The sequence below is a fragment of the Kitasatospora sp. NPDC001664 genome (genome assembly GCF_053596675.1).
Genome location: NZ_JBSFGS010000010.1, coordinates 225961 through 242503, shown reverse-complemented (window position 1 = coordinate 242503; position 16543 = coordinate 225961). Strand labels below are relative to the sequence as shown.

Annotated in this window: 15 protein-coding genes; 5 read left to right on the top strand and 10 right to left on the bottom strand. The window is 74.4% G+C overall.

Features of this window, described 5'->3' with window-relative positions; translation table 11 throughout:
* Nucleotides 1–486 precede the first annotated feature (486 nt).
* Nucleotides 487–1305 carry a DUF1206 domain-containing protein gene (locus ACWCYY_RS16735; protein WP_449796447.1) on the top strand — a complete coding sequence of 273 codons (819 nt, stop codon included), beginning with the start codon at nucleotides 487–489 and terminating at the stop codon, nucleotides 1303–1305.
* A 133-nt stretch (nucleotides 1306–1438) separates the two neighbouring features.
* Here the strand turns inward: ACWCYY_RS16735 and ACWCYY_RS16730 are convergent, their stop codons facing one another.
* The gene (locus ACWCYY_RS16730) at nucleotides 1439–2704 is read right to left on the bottom strand and encodes an MFS transporter (protein ID WP_449796446.1); all 1266 of its coding nucleotides are present in this window, start codon (nucleotides 2702–2704) and stop codon (nucleotides 1439–1441) included.
* A gap of 109 nt (nucleotides 2705–2813) precedes the next feature.
* Between ACWCYY_RS16730 and ACWCYY_RS16725 the strand changes: the two genes are divergently transcribed.
* Both ACWCYY_RS16725 and ACWCYY_RS16720 read left to right on the top strand, forming a co-directional pair.
* Entirely contained in the window at nucleotides 2814–3362 is a 549-nt protein-coding gene (locus ACWCYY_RS16725; protein ID WP_345281558.1) for an ArsR/SmtB family transcription factor, read from the top strand.
* Between the two features lie 62 nt (nucleotides 3363–3424).
* Nucleotides 3425–4216, top strand: a complete 792-nt coding sequence (locus tag ACWCYY_RS16720) for an SDR family NAD(P)-dependent oxidoreductase (protein ID WP_449796445.1) — start codon at nucleotides 3425–3427, stop codon at nucleotides 4214–4216.
* A gap of 63 nt (nucleotides 4217–4279) precedes the next feature.
* On the opposite strand, the gene ACWCYY_RS16715 is transcribed toward ACWCYY_RS16720, so the two are convergent.
* Complete coding sequence (locus tag ACWCYY_RS16715) at nucleotides 4280–6148, bottom strand: CASTOR/POLLUX-related putative ion channel (RefSeq protein WP_345281554.1); 1869 nt, start codon at nucleotides 6146–6148, stop codon at nucleotides 4280–4282.
* Between the two features lie 246 nt (nucleotides 6149–6394).
* Between ACWCYY_RS16715 and ACWCYY_RS16710 the strand changes: the two genes are divergently transcribed.
* Nucleotides 6395–7189 (top strand): metal-dependent hydrolase, encoded by a 795-nt coding sequence (locus ACWCYY_RS16710; protein ID WP_345281552.1) that lies wholly within the window; start codon nucleotides 6395–6397, stop codon nucleotides 7187–7189.
* 46 nt (nucleotides 7190–7235) lie between these two features.
* On the opposite strand, the gene ACWCYY_RS16705 is transcribed toward ACWCYY_RS16710, so the two are convergent.
* Together ACWCYY_RS16705 and ACWCYY_RS16700 are read right to left on the bottom strand one after the other, a co-directional pair.
* Nucleotides 7236–7478 (bottom strand): hypothetical protein, encoded by a 243-nt coding sequence (locus tag ACWCYY_RS16705; protein ID WP_345281551.1) that lies wholly within the window; start codon nucleotides 7476–7478, stop codon nucleotides 7236–7238.
* A 114-nt stretch (nucleotides 7479–7592) separates the two neighbouring features.
* Nucleotides 7593–8171, bottom strand: coding sequence for a TerD family protein (locus tag ACWCYY_RS16700; RefSeq protein ID WP_345281550.1), 579 nt, complete (start codon nucleotides 8169–8171; stop codon nucleotides 7593–7595).
* 184 nt (nucleotides 8172–8355) lie between these two features.
* On the opposite strand from ACWCYY_RS16700, the gene ACWCYY_RS16695 reads away from it, so the two are divergent.
* Complete coding sequence (locus ACWCYY_RS16695; RefSeq protein WP_449796444.1) at nucleotides 8356–9006, top strand: AAA family ATPase; 651 nt, start codon at nucleotides 8356–8358, stop codon at nucleotides 9004–9006.
* A 69-nt stretch (nucleotides 9007–9075) separates the two neighbouring features.
* Here the strand turns inward: ACWCYY_RS16695 and ACWCYY_RS16690 are convergent, their stop codons facing one another.
* The 6 genes from ACWCYY_RS16690 to ACWCYY_RS16665 all read right to left on the bottom strand — a co-directional run bounded on the left by ACWCYY_RS16690 (nucleotide 9076) and on the right by ACWCYY_RS16665 (nucleotide 16541).
* The gene (locus tag ACWCYY_RS16690; RefSeq protein WP_345281546.1) at nucleotides 9076–10668 is read right to left on the bottom strand and encodes a M4 family metallopeptidase; all 1593 of its coding nucleotides are present in this window, start codon (nucleotides 10666–10668) and stop codon (nucleotides 9076–9078) included.
* Nucleotides 10669–10822: 154 nt separating this feature from the next.
* Nucleotides 10823–12352 carry an aldehyde dehydrogenase (NADP(+)) gene (locus ACWCYY_RS16685; RefSeq protein WP_449796443.1) on the bottom strand — a complete coding sequence of 510 codons (1530 nt, stop codon included), beginning with the start codon at nucleotides 12350–12352 and terminating at the stop codon, nucleotides 10823–10825.
* Nucleotides 12353–12380: 28 nt separating this feature from the next.
* Nucleotides 12381–13202, bottom strand: a complete 822-nt coding sequence (locus ACWCYY_RS16680) for an NAD-dependent epimerase/dehydratase family protein (protein ID WP_449796442.1) — start codon at nucleotides 13200–13202, stop codon at nucleotides 12381–12383.
* Nucleotides 13199–14365: a hypothetical protein gene (locus ACWCYY_RS16675; RefSeq protein WP_449796441.1), complete on the bottom strand. Its 1167-nt coding sequence runs from the start codon at nucleotides 14363–14365 to the stop codon at nucleotides 13199–13201. Before ACWCYY_RS16675 ends, ACWCYY_RS16680 begins: the two co-directional genes overlap by 4 nt.
* Complete coding sequence (locus tag ACWCYY_RS16670; RefSeq protein WP_449796440.1) at nucleotides 14362–15618, bottom strand: glucarate dehydratase family protein; 1257 nt, start codon at nucleotides 15616–15618, stop codon at nucleotides 14362–14364. Before ACWCYY_RS16670 ends, ACWCYY_RS16675 begins: the two co-directional genes overlap by 4 nt.
* Nucleotides 15618–16541 (bottom strand): 5-dehydro-4-deoxyglucarate dehydratase, encoded by a 924-nt coding sequence (locus ACWCYY_RS16665; RefSeq protein ID WP_449796439.1) that lies wholly within the window; start codon nucleotides 16539–16541, stop codon nucleotides 15618–15620. The genes ACWCYY_RS16670 and ACWCYY_RS16665 overlap by 1 nt, the downstream gene beginning before the upstream one ends.
* Nucleotides 16542–16543: the final 2 nt, after the last annotated feature.

The window sequence follows — 16543 nt, the reverse complement described above, 5'->3', positions numbered from 1 at the left end:
CAACTCCGCACCCGTGGCGGGCGACTGAAGCGTAATCAGGGCGACATCAGTACGCAATACTCGTGCAGTTAGACGCAAATTTCATTCGTCGGGGCGCAAAAAGAGCCGGCCCGCTCCGGGAGGGAGCGGGCCGGTAGGACGGTCGGACGGGTTCAGCGCCCCTGCCGCCGGAGGCGGCCCGGGCCCTTGGTGCTCAGGCGGAGCAGCAGGCCGATCGCCGGAGCCAGGAGCAGGGTGCTCACGGTCGGGCGGTGGCGGTGGTCGTCAGCTGACCGGCGATCAGGTGGGCGACCAGGAAGGACGGCGCGAGCCAGGCGCCGTTGCGGGCGGCGACCCGGAGCGGATGCCCGCCCCGGCCGTCACCGAAGGGGGCGTGGACGGACCCGTCGTCGGCACCACCTCCGGCCGGGCATGGCGAGGGCGGTTCCGGGCATACGCGCGGACGCCGCACGGTGCGGCGGAGGTCGACGCGACGGAGGGCTCACGGTGGCTGACGGATCGCAGGACGGGAACCGGACGCGCCGGCGCGCCGACCGGTGGGTGCGCGCGTCCGGGCGGGCGGGCTTCGTCGCACGCGGCACCGTGTACCTGCTGGTCGGCTACCTGGCGCTGCGGATCGCCTTCGGTGGCGACGGCTCCGAGGAGGCCGACCGGCAAGGGGCGCTGCAGCACGTGTCGGAGCAGCCGTTCGGCCGGGCCGCGCTCTGGCTGTTGGCCGCCGGCTTCGCCTGCATGACGCTCTGGCGCGCCATGGAGGCCCTGGACGGCGGCCGGGGGAAGCACCGGACGGCCGGCCGGATCCTCAACGCCGGGCGGGCCGTCTTCTACGCCGCCGTCTGCTGGGCGACCGCCGCGTTCGCGGCCGGGGCGGGTGCCTCCGAGAGCAGCGACACCAAGTCCCGCGACTGGACGGCCACCCTGCTGGGCGAGCCGGGCGGCCGCTACCTGGTCGGCGCGGCCGGACTGGTGGTGATCGGCGTCGCCGTCGGTGCCGCCGTCCGCGGCCTGCTGCGGAAGTTCCTCGACAAGCTCGACACCACCGCGATGGCCTCCCGCACCCGCACCGCCGTCACGGCCGTCGGGGTCGCCGGCACCACGGCGCGGGGCGTCGTCTTCGCGGCGGTCGGGCTCTTCCTGCTGCTGGCCGCCATCCGCTTCGACCCCGGCCGTGCCAAGGGGGTCGACGACACCCTCCGCACCTTCGCCGCCACCCCCGCCGGCCCGTGGCTGCTGGCCCTGGTCGCCGCCGGTCTGCTGCTCTTCGGCCTCTTCTCCTACGCCACCGCCCGCTGGCGCCGCCTCTGACGCCACGTCACCGCACGGCCGGGCCGGTTCGCGGAGCCCCGGGACCGGAACCGGGCCGGACGAGGACGAGCACCGAGCCGGAGGAGCACACACTCGATCCCCGGGCCAGGCCACCCGAACGATCCCGGTCGGATCAGGGGGCGCCCGAAGCGGCCCGGTCCTGCTCCTCATCCTGGGAGCCTCCGGCGTCCGCACCCGCGCCCGCGCGGCGCGCCCGCCTCCCGGTGAACGCCAGCGCGCCCGCGACCACCAGCCCCGCCGTCCCGGCGAGGACGGTCTGGACCCGGTAGTCCAGGCCCGCCACCATCGCCCCGCCGAGCAGCAGGGCAAGGCCGGTCGGGGCGAACAGCAGCGTGTTGGCGGTGGCCGCCACCCGGCCCAACAGCTCGCCGGGGGTCTCGCGCTGAACGGCCGTCATGGCGACGACCAGCGCGCAGGGGAGCCCGAGCCCGATGGCCAGGCTGCCGCTGAGGACCACCGGCAGCCACGGGGTGGCCCGGGCCAGGACCCCGAGGGCGAAGAGGGCGAGCCCGGCGGCGGCGAAGGCGCGCTCGGGCAGCCGCCGCATCAGCGCCCCCGCCGCCAGCCCGGCCACCACCGATCCGGCTCCCTGGACCGGCATCAGCACGCCGGAGAACGCGGGACCTCGCCCCAGGCCGGAGTCGATCAGCGCGAAGGTGGCCGAACTGCTCAGCCCCGCCAGCAGCATGGCCGCCCCTCCGGTGAGGACCAGCGGGCGCAGCACGGGGTGCCGCCACAGGAACCGCGCACCCTCGGCGGTCTCGGCCCTCCAGTCCCGTCGCTCGCGCGCGGCGGGCCGCGCCTCGCTCACCTGCAGGAGGCGGTAGGCGGCCGCGGCCAGCAGGAAGGTGCAGGCGTCCAGGGCGGCCACGGCCGGGCCGCCGAAGGCGGTGAACAGCGCGGCCCCGACCGGTGGCGCGATCAGCTTCATGCCCTCCATCGCGGTGTACAGCAGGCCGTTGAAGTCGCCCCGGAGCTCCTCGGGCACCACCGTGGCGACCAAGGCGCTCTCGGCCGCGTCGGCGAGCACCACTCCCCCGCCGACCGCCACCAGCACCGCGAACAGCAGCCAGACGTCGTCCGCGGTGCGCACGGCCAGCGGCGCGGTCATCACCACCGCGAGGGCCAGGTGGACCGCGACCAGCAGCGGCCGGCGCCGGACCCGGTCGGCCAGGGGCCCGATCAGCGGGCCGAACAGGGTGGGCAGCCACAGTCCGAAGCCGACGAAGGCCGCGAGCGCGTCCGATCCGGTGAGCGTCTTGACCCAGACCCCGGCCGCCAGCGCCATGGCCGTGTCACCGAATCCGGAGACGACGACCCCTCCCAGGTAGAGCGCGGCCTCGCGGTCGCGCAGGACGGCCCTCAACTGTCGGCCCATCAGTTCCCCCTCGACGTACGGCGATCAGCGGCACACCCTACCTCCAATCATTTGCTTGGGGGTAGCGCCGATCGCGGCCCTGCCACCCCCACGCGGTTTACTGGCGTCCATGACCGAGACCGATCCCGTCCTGCGCGCACTCGCCCATCCGCTGCGGCTGCGGATGCTCAGCCTGATGTGGCCGGGGCCGATGTCGGCCGCCGAGCTGGCCCGCGAGCTGGCGGTCTCGCACGCCCTGGCCAGCCAGCACCTGCGCCGCCTGGACGGGGCCGGACTGGTCGAGCTGGCCGAGGAGCGCACCCGTCGCGGCGGCAAGGAGCGCCGCTACCGCACCGTCCGGGGCACCCCCCTCTCCGACCGCCAGGACGCCGATCCCCTGCTGGCCGAGACCATGGCGCTCACCCTCCGGGAGCGGGCCGCCCGGCGCGCCCCGGCGGCCGAGGGCGTGACCGTCGACGCCGAACTCTGGGTCGACCCCGAGACCTGGCGGGACGTCAGGAGCCGCCTGGCCGCCCTGGCGCTCGAACTGCACGCCGCCGCCCGCCCCGCCCGCACCCCGGGCACCGAACCGGTCGGCGTCAGCCTGATGGCCTTCCCCCTCCGCGCGGACCCCGACCCCGACCCCGCCCCCGACCCTGACCCCGACCCCAATCGTTGAACGTTCAACGCCACGTCGGATTACCGCCAGCTCCACCGGGCGCCCTGGCCGAGGATCGAGTCATGTCCGAGACCGGAACGGGAAGTTCGAAGGAGACCACGATGACCAACGGTGTGACGGCGCTCGACGGCAAGGTGGCGCTGGTGACCGGCGGCAGCCGCGGCATCGGGGCGGCGGTGGCGCTGCGGCTGGCCGAGGAGGGCGCCCACGTCGCGCTGACCCACCAGGGCTTGCCCGAGGCGGCCGAGGCGGTGGCCGCGAAGATCACCGCGATGGGCCGCAGCGCGCTGGCCGTCCGCGCCGACAGTGCCGACCCGGAGGCCGTGCGCGCCGCGGTGGCGGCGGTGGCCGGGCGGTTCGGGCGGCTGGACGTGCTGGTCAACAACGCCGGGGTCGGCGCCGTGGGCCCGATCGGGGAGATGACGGCGGACCAGGTCGACCGGGTGCTGGCGGTGAACGTCCGGGCGCCGTACCTCTACGCCCAGGCCGCCGCCGAGCACCTGGGCGAGGGCGGACGGATCGTCGGCATCGGCAGCTGCATGGCCCGGCGCACCGCCTTCCCCGGCGGCTCGCTCTACGCCACCAGCAAGGCCGCGCTGTCCGGACTCACCAAGGCCCTGGCCCGCGAGCTCGGCCCGCGCGGCATCACCGTCAACCTGGTCCACCCCGGCCCGGTCGACACCGACATGAACCCGGCCGACGGCGAGTCGGCCGCGTTCCAGCACGGCTTCACCGCCCTCGGCCGCTTCGGCACCCCCGCCGAGGTGGCGGACGCCGTCGCGTACCTGGCCGGCGAGGGCGCCCGCTACGTCACCGGCGCCGAGCTCGACGTCGACGGCGGCTTCGCGGTCTGATCCCGGAGGCCCGCCGCCCGGGGCCTGCCGCCCGCCTCCCGGGGCCCGACACCTGACGCGGGCTCAGCGCTCCGCCAGCACCACCACCGCGTCCTGCGCGCCGAGCAGCAGCGGTGCGCCCCGCGCCGGGTTGAGGAAGACCCCGTAGGAGGGCGGTTCGTGGCTGCGGTCCGCCCGCCAGTAGCCGATGGCGGTCTCGTTCCGCCGGCGCGCCGCCTCGACCAGGGTGGTGAAGTCGGCCGGGTGGCCGGGGCGGAGGTAGTCGGCGGCCGGCTTCAGGTAGATCTCCGAACTGTCGGGGTCGAACAGGTCGGTGAAGACCGCGTGCAGTTTGGGGTTCTCGGCCAGCTGGGTCAGCAGCAGGGTGATCACCTTGGTGGAGACGATGAAGTCGTCGGCCTTGGTGACCTGGGCCACCTCCCGGTTCGCGTCGTCGTTCATCTCGGTGACGATCGAGTACGGGTCACCGAGGCCGTCCTCGATGTCGCGCAGGTGGAGCAGGGTCACCAGGGTGCGGTCGTCCGCCGCGTCGGGCGCCACCGTCTCGTCGCTGAGAACCACCACGTGCTGGTAGTCGCCGAGGCCGAGCGCCTCCAGCGAGGAGCGCTTGGTCGGCTCGCAACGGCGGTGCCCCACGGTCAGGTTGGCGAGGTCGCGGACGGTCTCCCGCGGCTCCCAGGGAGCGGCCACGTCCAGCACCGAGCCAGGCTCGACGAAGCTGTCCAGCAGCCGGATCAGCTTCGTCGAGCGGGAGTTCTGGCCGACCACCAGGGTCCGGTCGGGCACCCGGCGTTGGCGCGGCGCGGAGGTGATCGCCGCCTCGGCCACGGGCGGCCTCCCGTGGCCGAGGCGGATCATCAGGTCGTCCTCGGCGACCACGATCAGCTCGTCCTCGGCGGTGATCACCGTCCCCATCGGCGGGTTGAGCAGCACCTCACCGGCACTCCGGCACAGCCCGGCCAGTGCGCCGACCTCGTAGGCGTGCAGCGCCTCGCCGTAGGTCGATCCGGCGAGCGAGGGCTCGGCCCGCAGGTAGAACTCGTTGCCGACGAAGCTCAGCAGCTCGTTCAGCACACTCGACAGGCCGCGCTGCCGGTGCGCCTGGGCGATCAGCCGCACCGCGATGTCGTCCCCGTCGATCACCAACGCGCCCTCCCCGGCGGCCAGTCGGGCCGCCGGCAGGTTCTCCGAGTCCTGCACCGCGGCGACCAGCCCGGGGCGGGCCGGCCCCCAGGCGCGGCCGCTGAGCAGCAGCAGGATCTTCACCACGTCGATGTCGCCGTCGTCGCCGACCGGCGGCAGCACCAGGATCGACCGGGCCGTGTCGGGGCTGACCAGCTCCAACTCACCGCGCACCAGCGGGTTTCCGGAACGGCAGATGACCCGGGTGCGCCCGGTGTCGGCGATCCGGGAGCGGATCGCCTCCTCCATCGCCACCTTGTCCTGGTCGGCCAGCACCACCACGCAGGAGCGCCGCTCGCTCTGGTTGGCCTCCACCAGCTCCCCGATCACCGTGAAGACCTGGTCCGACCAGCCGAGCACGATGGTGTGCCCGCTCTCGATCAGCGGGGAGCGGCCCTTGCGCAACTGCCGGATGCGCTGGTCGAGTCCGGTGGTGAGCACGCCGATCAGCGCGCTGACGATGAAGATGCCGCCGATGGTCACCACCAGCATCAGGAAGAGGAAGAGCGGCCCTCCGGTGTCGCCGCCCATGGTGCCCGGGTCCAGGGTGCGCAGCAGGCTCATCCAGGCCACGCCGGGCCAACCGCCGTTGCTCTCCGCGTCGGTGTCGGTGAGCAGCACCACCGAGGTGGAGACCAGGGCGATCAGCAGCACCGAGGCGAGCCCGAGCCAGCCGATCAGGGCCGGGGTGCCCCGGTCCATCGTGCCGTCGAACCAGTACCGGAGCCGACCGCGAAGCCGTCTGAACACCACCGAACCCCCTCACGCCGCCCTCGGCCCGAGCACGGTACCCCGCGCGGGCCAACCCCCTTCCGCCGACAGGCCGTTCGGACACCGAGGACCGACCGACCGTCACCCGGCCGAGTGGCGGGCCGCCTTCACCGGGTTGACCGCGCGGGCACCCGCCGAGGCCACCGTGAAGATCGTCTGCCGTATGCTGCGGTGACACCGAACGCACGTACCAGCCCGCACCGGCGGGCCGAGGGGGACACCAGCATGATGGGACCAGCGCACTCGCTGTCGGGCGCCGCCGCCTGGCTCGGAGTGGGCGCCGCCGCGGCCCTCCTGGACCAGCCGATGCCCTGGCCGGTCCTGCTCGCCGGAGCGCTGATCTGCGCCGGGGCGGCCCTCGCCCCGGACCTCGACCACAAGGCCGCGACGATATCCCGGGCCTTCGGGCCGGTCTCCCGCACGCTCTGCGAGATCATCGACAGGCTCTCGTACGCCACCTACAAGGCCACCCGGACGAAGGCCGACCCGCGCCGCTCCGGTGGCCACCGCACCCTCACCCACACCTGGCCCTGGGCGCTGCTGTGCGGCGCCGGAGCGGCCGCGGCCTGCGTCTACGGCGGCCGTTGGGGCGTGCTCGCGGTGCTCTTCGTGCACATGGTGCTGGCGATCGAGGGCCTGCTGTGGCGTCACGCGCGGGCCTCCAGCGACGTGCTGGTCTGGCTGCTCGGCGCGGCCGGCGCCTGGATGCTGGCCGAGGTGCTGGACCGGCCCGGCAACGGATCCGGCTGGCTGTTCGAGGGCGCCGGCCAGGAGTACATGTGGGTCGGACTCCCCGTCGCCCTGGGCGCGTTGGTGCACTGCATCGGTGACGCGCTGACCGTCTCCGGCTGCCCGGTGCTGTGGCCGATCCCGATCGGGCGCAAGCGCTGGTACCCGATCGGCCCGCCGAAGCCGATGCGCTTCCGGGCCGGCAGCTGGGTCGAACTCAAGGTCCTGATGCCGGTGTTCGCCGGTCTCGGCGGCATCGGCGCGCTGGCCGCCCTCCAGCTGATCGGCTGACCGGGCGCCGGAGAGCGCCGACGACCACACGGCCCCGGCCGCCCCGTCAGATCCCCGAAGCGGGGAGCAGCACGAGGCGGTCGGGGTCGAACGGCATCCAGCGCGGTTCCTCGCCGCGCCCCAACAGCCGTACGCGGCACCAGGACTGGCCGTGGGCCGGGCGCCACCAGGCGTTGATCCGCCCGACCGCCCAGTCGCCGTCGGCGAAGTCGACCTCGACCGGCTGGTAGGCGGGCTCGACCTCCTCCTCCGGAGGCTGCCAGGCACTCTTCTGCTGACCGTCCGTCATGGTTCGCCCTCCTCGGCCCGGATCCGAAAACTCTACAGAGCTGTAGATGCCCACGGGCGGACCTGACAAGCGGCGGGCCGGACACCTCCAGGTCCCGGCCCGCCCTCCCGCGCGTCAGCCGACGTTGACCCCGTAGTCCAGGGCGATGCCGCGCAGGCCGGAGGCGTACCCCTGGCCGATGGCGCGGAACTTCCACTCGGCGCCGTGCCGGTAGAGCTCGCCGAAGATCATGGCGGTCTCGGTGGAGGCGTCCTCCGTCAGGTCGTAGCGCGCGATCTCGCGGCCGTCCGCCTGGTTCACCACCCGGATGAAGGCGTTGCGGACCTGGCCGAAGCTCTGGTTGCGGCTGTCCGCGTCGTAGATGGAGACCGGGAAGACCACCTTCGCCACCGCCGCGGGCACCGTGGCGAGGTCGACCTTGATCTGCTCGTCGTCGCCGTCCCCGCCGCCGGTGAGGTTGTCGCCGCTGTGCTCGACCGAACCGTCCGGGCTGCGCAGGTTGTTGAAGAAGACGAAGTGCTGGTCCGTCAGGACCCGCCCCTGCGCGTCGCAGAGGATCGCGCTGGCGTCCAGGTCGTGGTCGGCACCCGTCGTGGTGCGCACGTCCCAGCCCAGTCCGACGATGACCGAGGTCAGGCCGGGCGCCTCCTTCGTCAGTGAGACGTTGCCGCCCTTGGCCAGCGTGACTCCCACGTCGCCCCTCCAGGTGTGTCCTGCCCGCAGGTCGACCCACGGGCACCGTACGTTCCTGCGAATCTACAACACTGTAGATCGAAACGCGGCGGCACCGCCCGGACGCCCGGAGCACCGCAACCGCCCCGTGCTAATTTACGTCGCTGTAAATGCCCGATACGCCCGCCCAACAGGACTGATCCCCGTGCCGCATGACCTCGAGGACCCCCGGACCACCGCGACCGCCCGGCGCGCACCGGCCGGTCTGCGCCCGCGCGGCCTGGTCGACCTGCGCGGCGGCGGCGCCGTCCCCCGTGCCCTCACCTACCCGCCCGGCGCGGTGGTCGTCGTCTCCGGCCTGCCGGGCAGCGGCAAGAGCACCGCGCTCCACCAGTGGGCGGCCGCCGCCCCGGTGATAGACCCGCGCACCACCCACCTGGCCTGCGAGGCCGTGATGCCCGCCTGGCTCCCCTACCCGGTCTACCGGCCCTGGGCCCGGCTGCGGCACTTCCACCGGCTGCACACCAGCGCGCGCGACGGCGCCGAACTCCTGGTCCACGACTGCGGCAGCCGCTCCTGGCTGCGCCGTCACCTGGCCCGGCTGCTCGCACCCCAGGGCCGCGAACTCCACCTGGTCATCCTCGACGTCGGCAGCGCCGAGGCCCTGACCGGCCAGCGAGCCCGGGGCCGCTCGGCCCCGCGCCGCACCTTCGCCCAGCACGACCGCGGTCTCGGCCGGCTGGTCCGCGCCCTGCGCGCGCACGGGGCGGCGGCCGCTCCGGAGACCGCCTCCGTCACCCTGCTCGACCGCTCGGCCCGCGAGCGGCTGCCCCGGGTCACCTTCGACGCGGCATGACGGAGCCCCTGCGGGCCGAGCCCGGAGGCTCGGCCCGCAGGGGCTGTCGGGGCCTCAGGGCCCTTCGGGTCAGCCGACGCTGACGGCGCTCCAGGCCGCGGCCACCGCGTTGTACTCGGCGCTGCCGGTGCCGTACAGGTCCTTCGCGGCGTTCAGGGACGCGGTGCGGGCGCCCTTGTAGTCCGTGGTGGAGGTCATGTAGACGGTCAGCGCGCGGTACCAGACCGCGGCCACCTTCTGGTTGCCGATGCCGGTCACGGTCGAGCCGTTGCAGGTCGGGCTGTTGTAGGTGACGCCGTTGACGGTCTTGCTGCCGCTGCCCTCGCTGGCCAGGTAGAACCAGTGGTTGCCCACGCCCGAGGAGTTGTGCACGTCGAGCTGGCCGACCTTGCGGGTCCAGCAGTCGGCCGAGCGGCCGTCGAGCGAGGGCTTGTCCATCCGGCGCAGCCACGGCGGGGTGGACTGGTCGCTGAACAGGTAGTCGCCCTTGTCGACCGCGTTGTTGGCGTACCACTCGACCATGGTGCCGAAGATGTCGCTGGTGGCCTCGTTGAGGCCACCGGACTCACCGCTGTAGCGCAGGTTGGCGGTGGCGCTGGTGACGCCGTGGGTCATCTCGTGGCCCATGGTGTCGAGGTCGACCTGCTCCGGGTCGGTGACGCCGTCGCCGTCGCCGGTCATCATGCAGAAGCAGCTGTCGGACCACTGGGCGTTGTCCCACTTGGTGCCGACGTGGACGAAGACGGTGGCGCCCTTGCCGTCGTTCTTGATGCCCCGGCGGTTGAAGGTGTTCTTGTAGTAGTCGTACGTCCAGGCCGTGTTGGCGTGGGCGTCGACGGCGGCGGTGGAGCGGTCGGTGGAGAACTTCCTCCCGTCGCCCCAGACGTTGTCCGCGTCGGTGAACAGCGTGCCGGAGCTCGCGTTGATCGAGGAGGACGAGACGTTCTTGGCGTCCTTGGTGACGTGGCCGCGGGTCGGGTCGATCAGCGCGTAGCCGCCGGAGGTCTGCGCGGTGGTGTCGATGGAGACGTCGCCGGTGTACTCCGAGTGCCCGGTGCCGACGGCCTGGTGCTCGGCGGCGTAGGCCTCGATCTGCTCGCCGCTGCCGGCGTCGGTGACCACGATCTTCCCGGCCGGCTGGCCGTGGTCGCCCACGCCCGCGACGGTGGTGCGCCAGGCCAGCCGCGGGGTGCCGTCGGCGGCCCAGATGATCAGCTCCGGGGTGGAGGTGGCGGCCGTGATGCCCTCGGCCTGGCCGAGGGCGTGGGCGGCGCTGGCCTGGGCGGGGACGGCCGGCTTGGTCGACTTGACCTTGGGGTCGTGGGCCTTGCCGGCCGACTTGTCGAGCAGCTTGCCGTGCGCGTTCTGATGCACCACCAGGTCGCCGCCGACGACCGGCAGGCCCTGGTAGGTGCGGTCGAAGCGGACGTGCTGGGTGCCGTCCGCGTCGACGATGACGTCCTTGACGACCAGGTCCTGGCCCGCGCCGAAGCCGAAGACTCCGGGGTTGTGGGCGACGTTGGCCTTGGCGTCGGCTATCGCCGCGTCACGGCCGGAGGCGGCGGTCGCCGCTCCGGTCTGGAAGGTGACGGCGACGAGCGCGGCGGTGACCGCGATGGCTCCGGCCGCGAGGTGGCGGCGCTGAGAGGAGGTGGGGCTCACTCTGACTCCAGTCGGGGTAGCTGTGAAGAGCTGCGACAGAGCTTGACGGTGAGCCGCCAAAGAAGGCCATCCTTACCCGGCCATCTTGATCAGACCGTGTCCAAGAACGACCGAAACCGTTCAATTACCCGACCGGTCGAAGTACTTGACCCCCTCACCGACCAGGCGGTATTGCGCCGGTGACGCGCTGCGGGACGCCGAGCGGATTGCCGTCCAGCAGCTCCGGCGGGAGCAGTTCGGGCGGGGTGTTCTGGTAGACCACCGGGCGCAGCCAGCGCTCGACCGCGGTGGCGCCGACGGAGGTGGAGCCGGAGGTGGTGGCCGGGTACGGGCCGCCGTGGTGCATCGCGGGGGCGACCGCGACGCCGGTCGGCCACTGGTCCACCACCAGACGGCCCGCCAAGGGGCGCAGGCGCTCCAGCAGGGCGGCCGCCTCCGGTCCGCGCTCGTCGGCCGCCAGCTGGACGGTCGCGGTCAGGTTCCCGGCCAACCGGCCCAGCACCGACTCCAGTTCGGCCCGGTCCCGGTAGCGGACCAGGACGGTCACCGGGCCGAAGCACTCCTCCCGGAGCTCCTCGGTCAGCTCCGCCGCGTCCACCGCCAGCACCCCGGCGCGGACCGCGAGGCCGGCCCCCTCGACCGGTGCCGGGCCGGCTGCCAGCAGCACCCTGACGCCCGGCACCGCGGCCCGGCGCCCGACACCCGTCAGGAACGCCTCCCGCATCCGGCGGTCCAGCAGCGGCCCCGCCCCGGTCGCGGCGGCCGCCGCGACCACCGCCTCCTCCAGTCGGTCCGCCCCGGCCGGGACCAGGACCAGGCCGGGCTTGACGCAGAACTGGCCGCTGCCGAGCGTGAAGGAGGCGGCGAGCCCGGCGCCGATCTCCTCCGCCCGGGTGGCGGCGGCCCGTTCGGTGACCACCACCGGGTTGAGCGAGCCGAGCTCGCCGTGGAAGGGGATCGGCACCGGCCGGGCGGCGGCGATGTCGTGGAGGGCCCGCCCGCCGCGCACCGAGCCGGTGAAGCCGACCGCCGCCACCAGCGGGTGCCGGACCAGCTCCGGCCCGGCCTCGAAGCCGTGCACCAGGCCCACCACCCCCTCCGGCAGGCCGAATCGGGCCGCCGCCCGGCGCAGCAGGCCCGCGCAGAGCTCGCTGGTGGCCGGGTGGTCCGGGTGGGCCTTGACCACCACCGGGCAGCCGGCCGCCAGGGCACTGGCGGTGTCGCCGCCGGGCACGCTGAAGGCGAGCGGGAAGTTGCTGGCCGAGAAGACCGCGACCACGCCCAGCGGGACCTTCATCCGACGCAGGTCGGGGCGGTTCAGGGCGGGATCGGCGTGGTCGATCGCCACGTCCAGGAACGCGGCCTTCTCCACCTGCCCGGCAAACTCCCTCAACTGGTAGGTGGTGCGGGCGAGTTCACCGGCCAGCCGGGCCGGGCCGAGCGCGGTCTCGGCGTCGGCGGCGGCGACCACCTGCGCGGCCGCCGCCTCCAGCCCGTCGGCGGCGGCGCGCAGCAGCGCGGACCGCACCGCGCGGTCGGCCAGCGCGGGGAGGGCCGCGGCGGCGGCCCGGACGGCCCGGTCGACCTCGGCCGGGCCCGCCTCGGCGGCCACCACCGCCCCGGGCTCGCCGGTCCTCGGGTCGGAGGTGCGGACCGGCTGCGGATCAACTGCCTTGGTTTCCATGGGACTCCCTCGGGTCGTCGGGCGCGGGTCAGGCGCGCGGGGGTTCCAGCTCGGTGAAGTGACCGCCGATCAGCCGGGCGTCCACGTGGCCGGGGTCGAGCGGGCCGTGCACGGCCAGCACCTTCTCGGCGTACTCCTCGGCGTCGTCCTGCGGCCGGTAGCCGAGCGCGCGGGCCGTGCTCAGGTCCCACCAGGCGCGGGTGTTGGCGCTGATGCCGTTGACGACGGTGTGCCGGGCGAGCGGGGGTGCGAGGGGGGCGGTGAGCGCGGCGTGCACCAGGCGGGCGCAGTCGCCCGGGCTCAGCCAGGTGGAGAGCATCCTGACCGAGCGCGGCTCCTCGAAGCAGGACCCGATCCGGATGGTCACCGTCTCGATGCCGTGGCGGTCGGCGTAGAGCGAGGCGAGGTTCTCGGCGAAGGCCTTGGAGAGGCCGTAGTTGGTGTCGGGCCGCTGCGGCGCGTCCGCGCCGATCAGGTCGCCGCTCCCCGGGGCGGGCAGCGGGGTGAACCCGACCGCGTGGTTGCTGCCGGCCACCACCACCCGGCGGACACCCTCGGCCCGGACGGCCTCGTAGAGGTGGTACGTGCCCTGGACGTTGGCGCCCAGGATGTTCTCGAAGGTGTCCTCCAGGGAGATTCCCCCGAGGTGCACCACGGCGTCCACCCCGCGCACGGCCTCGCGGACGGCGTCCGGGTCGCGCAGGTCGAAGGCGAGGGAGGCGGGTGCGTCGGCGAGGGGCCGGACGTCCGCCAGGCGCAGCCGGTGGCCCAGGGCGGGCAGCCGGGCCCGCAGGTGGGCGGCGACTCCACCGGCGGCGCCGGTGAGCAGGACGGTGCGGGGCTCGGTCATCGCGGTGGGCCCTCCGGTCGGGCGGGAGTCGATCGGAACTCCTGGGCCAGCTCGGCCAGGAGGTGCTGACGGTGCCCCGGCAGCAGGCCGAGGTGGTAGAGGCTGAGCCGGCTCGCGCCCGCCTCGCGCAGGCCCCGGACGTGCGCGGCCAGGGCGTCGGGGTCGGCGGGCGGGAGCGCGGTGACGTAGGCGTCGACGGCGGTGCCCGTGGCGGCCGCCGCGCGGACCAGGTCCGCGCTGGCCTCCCCGGTCGGCCAGCACGGCACCAGCAGGGCGTCGACCTGGCCGGCCGCGCTCGCGGTCAGGCCCGGGGAGGGGCCGGTGGCCCACGGGTCCGGGTGGGCGTGCAGGGTGATCGACGCCCCGGGCGCCGCAGCACGGACGGCGGCCGTCACCCGTCCGAGCAGTCCGTCGGTGGCCGCCTGACGGACCGCCAGCAGGGCGGCCGCGGTCTCCTCCGGCAGCGGGCCGCCGCCGCGGGCGGTGCCGCGCAGCAGCTCCACCGTCTTCTCCTCGTCCAGGCCGTGCCGGCGCCAGCCGTGACGGCAGGCCCCGCAGCAGCAGACGGAGAGCGCCCGCAGGGCCTCCGGCGGGTAGGCGCCGTCGCTCTTCTCGTGGCATCCCAGGTGAACGGCGCCGAGCTGGCCCGCCGACTCCAGCGACACCGTCCGGACCGCCTCGCCCGGCAGCCCGTGCAGGGCCTCCGCGGCCAGGGTCGCGCAGTGCTGCCGGACCGGTTCGTGGGAGGGGCAGAGCGCGTACGGGTAGTGCTCGCCGTGGCAGTTGACCACGGACACGGCCGGGTTCAGGTACCCGAGGCGGGAGTTGTGGGCGAGGACGATCCAGGCGTTGACCGGGATCCCCTCGGCCGCGAGGACCTCCACCGCCTCGCCGGCCGGGTCGGGCTGCGCCATCCAGTCCGCGGCGAGCGGGGTGAGCCGGTGGCCGGCCCAGGCCTCGGGCCGCAGCGGCCGGTAGAGCGCGGCGTACCGGGCGTCGACGAAGGAGCGCTCCGGGTGGAGCGGGGTGGCCGCCCGGGTGGAGTGGTAGCTGAGGGCCAGCGTGACCGCGTCGGCACCGCAGGCGCGGAAGCGGTCGGCGAAGGCCGGATCGCCGAGGACGTCCCACGGGTAGGCGTGCACGGAGACGGTCGGGTGGTTCACCAACGGGGCCTCCGCTTGCGGAAGTCGGGCTCGAACTGCTGCCGGTAACCGGTGTCGTCGCGTTCCCGGATCCCGCAGCGCAGGTAGTTCTCGTGCAGCCGGGCCAGCGCGTCCGGGTCGAGCTCGACGCCGAGCCCGGGCCCCGCGGGCACCCGCACCGCGCCGTCGACGATCGGCAGTGGATCCGCCACCACGTCGGTGCCGAGTTGCCAGGGGGTGTGGGTGTCGGCGGCGTAGCTCAGTTCGGGGAGCGCCGCGCCGAGGTGGGTCATGGCGGCCAGGCTGATGCCCAGGTGGCTGTTGGAGTGCATGGAGACGCCGACGCCCCAGGTGCGACAGATCGCGGCGAGCTCGGCCGAGCGGCGCAGCCCGCCCCAGTAGTGGTGGTCGGCGAGCACCACCCCGACCGCCCCCGCGGCGAAGCCCGGGGCGAGGTCGTCGGGGGCGACCACGCACATGTTGGTGGCCAGCGGCATCGGCGCCTCCCGAGCCACCTCGGCCATCCCGGGGATGCCGGGGGTCGGGTCCTCCAGGTACTCCAGCAGGCCCGCCGTGTCGGCCGCGACCTTGCGCGAAGTCTCCACCGTCCAGGCCGCGTTGGGGTCCAGTCGGAGCGGGTGGGCGGGGAAGGCCTCGCGCAGCGCCCGGACCGCCTCGATCTCCTGCTCCGGCGGGAGGACGCCGCCCTTGAGCTTGAGCGAGCCGAAGCCGTACCGCTCGACCATCAGGCGGGCCTGAGCGACGATCCCGTCCGGGTCGAGCGCCGGGCCCCACTCGTCCTCCGGCTCGCCCGGGTGGCCCGCCCACTTGTAGAACAGGTAGCCGGAGTACGGGACTTGGTCGCGGACCGGGCCGCCCAGCAGGTCGGCCACCGGCCGGCCGGTGATCCGGCCCTGGAGGTCCAGGCAGGCGACCTCGAACGGGCTCACCACCTTGAGCGCGGTCTTCTGCGGGCTGGAGCCACCGGTCAGGCCGTGCCGGTCGGGTGCGTCGGTGCCGCCGAGCGCCCGGGTGGTCCGGCGCAGCAGGTCGTTGGTGTGGAAGGGGTCGAGGCCGACCAGGGCGGGTGCGACGGTGCGCAGGAGCTCCAGGTGGGAGGCGTCGCCGTAGGTCTCGCCGAGGCCGGTGAGGCCGTCGCCGCAGTCCAGCTGGACGATCGCGCGCAGCGCCCAGGGCTGGTGCACACCGGCCGAGTTGAGCAGCGCCGGGTCGGCGAAGGCGACCGGGGTGACGGTCACCGCGCGGACCCGCATCAGGCGGCCGTGGCGGTGAGGGCGGCGCGGCCGCGGGCCAGGATGCCGGCCAGCTGCTCCAGGTGCTCGGGCGTGGGGTCCACCAGCGGGGGACGGACGGTGCCGAGGTCGAGGCCGGAGAGCCGGGCCGCGGCCTTCACCAGCGCGACCGCGTAGCCGGGCACCTTGTCGCGCAGGGCGACGAACGGCAGGTAGAACTCGGCGAGCAGCAGCTGGACGGTGGCCTGGTCGCCGCTGCGCACGGCCCGGTTGAAGGCGGTGGCGATCTCCGGGGCGAAGCACAGGACGGCGGAGGAGTAGCTGCCCACGCCGATCGCCTCGTAGGCCTGGACGGAGAGTTCGGCGGTGGGCAGGCCGTTGAGGAAGCCGAACGCGGCGGCCCGGGGGTGGCCGCTGGACCGGACGGCGGTGACCAGGCGCAGCATGTGGTCGACGTCGCCGCGGCCGTCCTTGATGCCGGCCACGGTGGGGATGTCCAGCAGGGCGACGGCCGCCGCCTCGTCGAGCACGGCGGTGGCGCGCTGGTACACGGTGACCGGCAGGTCGGTGGCACCGGCGACGTAGCGGACGTGGTCGACCAGGCCGCTGGGGGGCGCGGAGACCAGGTAGGGCGGGAGCAGCAGCAGGCCGTCGGCACCGGCCTCGGCGGCGGTGCGGGCGAACTCGTGGGCGGCGCGCGGCCCGCCGCCGCAGCCCGCCATCACCGGCAGGCGGCCGCCGGCCACCTTGACGGCGGTGCTCACCACGTCCCGGTACTCGGCGTGCGAGAGGGCGGTGAACTCGCCGGTGCCACAGGCGACGAAGAGCGCGTCCGGGCCGGCCGCGACCTGCCGCTCGACGTGCTCGGCGAAGGCCGGGAGGTCGACGGTGTCGTCCGCGGTGAACGGGGTCAGTGGGAAGGACAGCAGCCCGTTCGAGTACATGG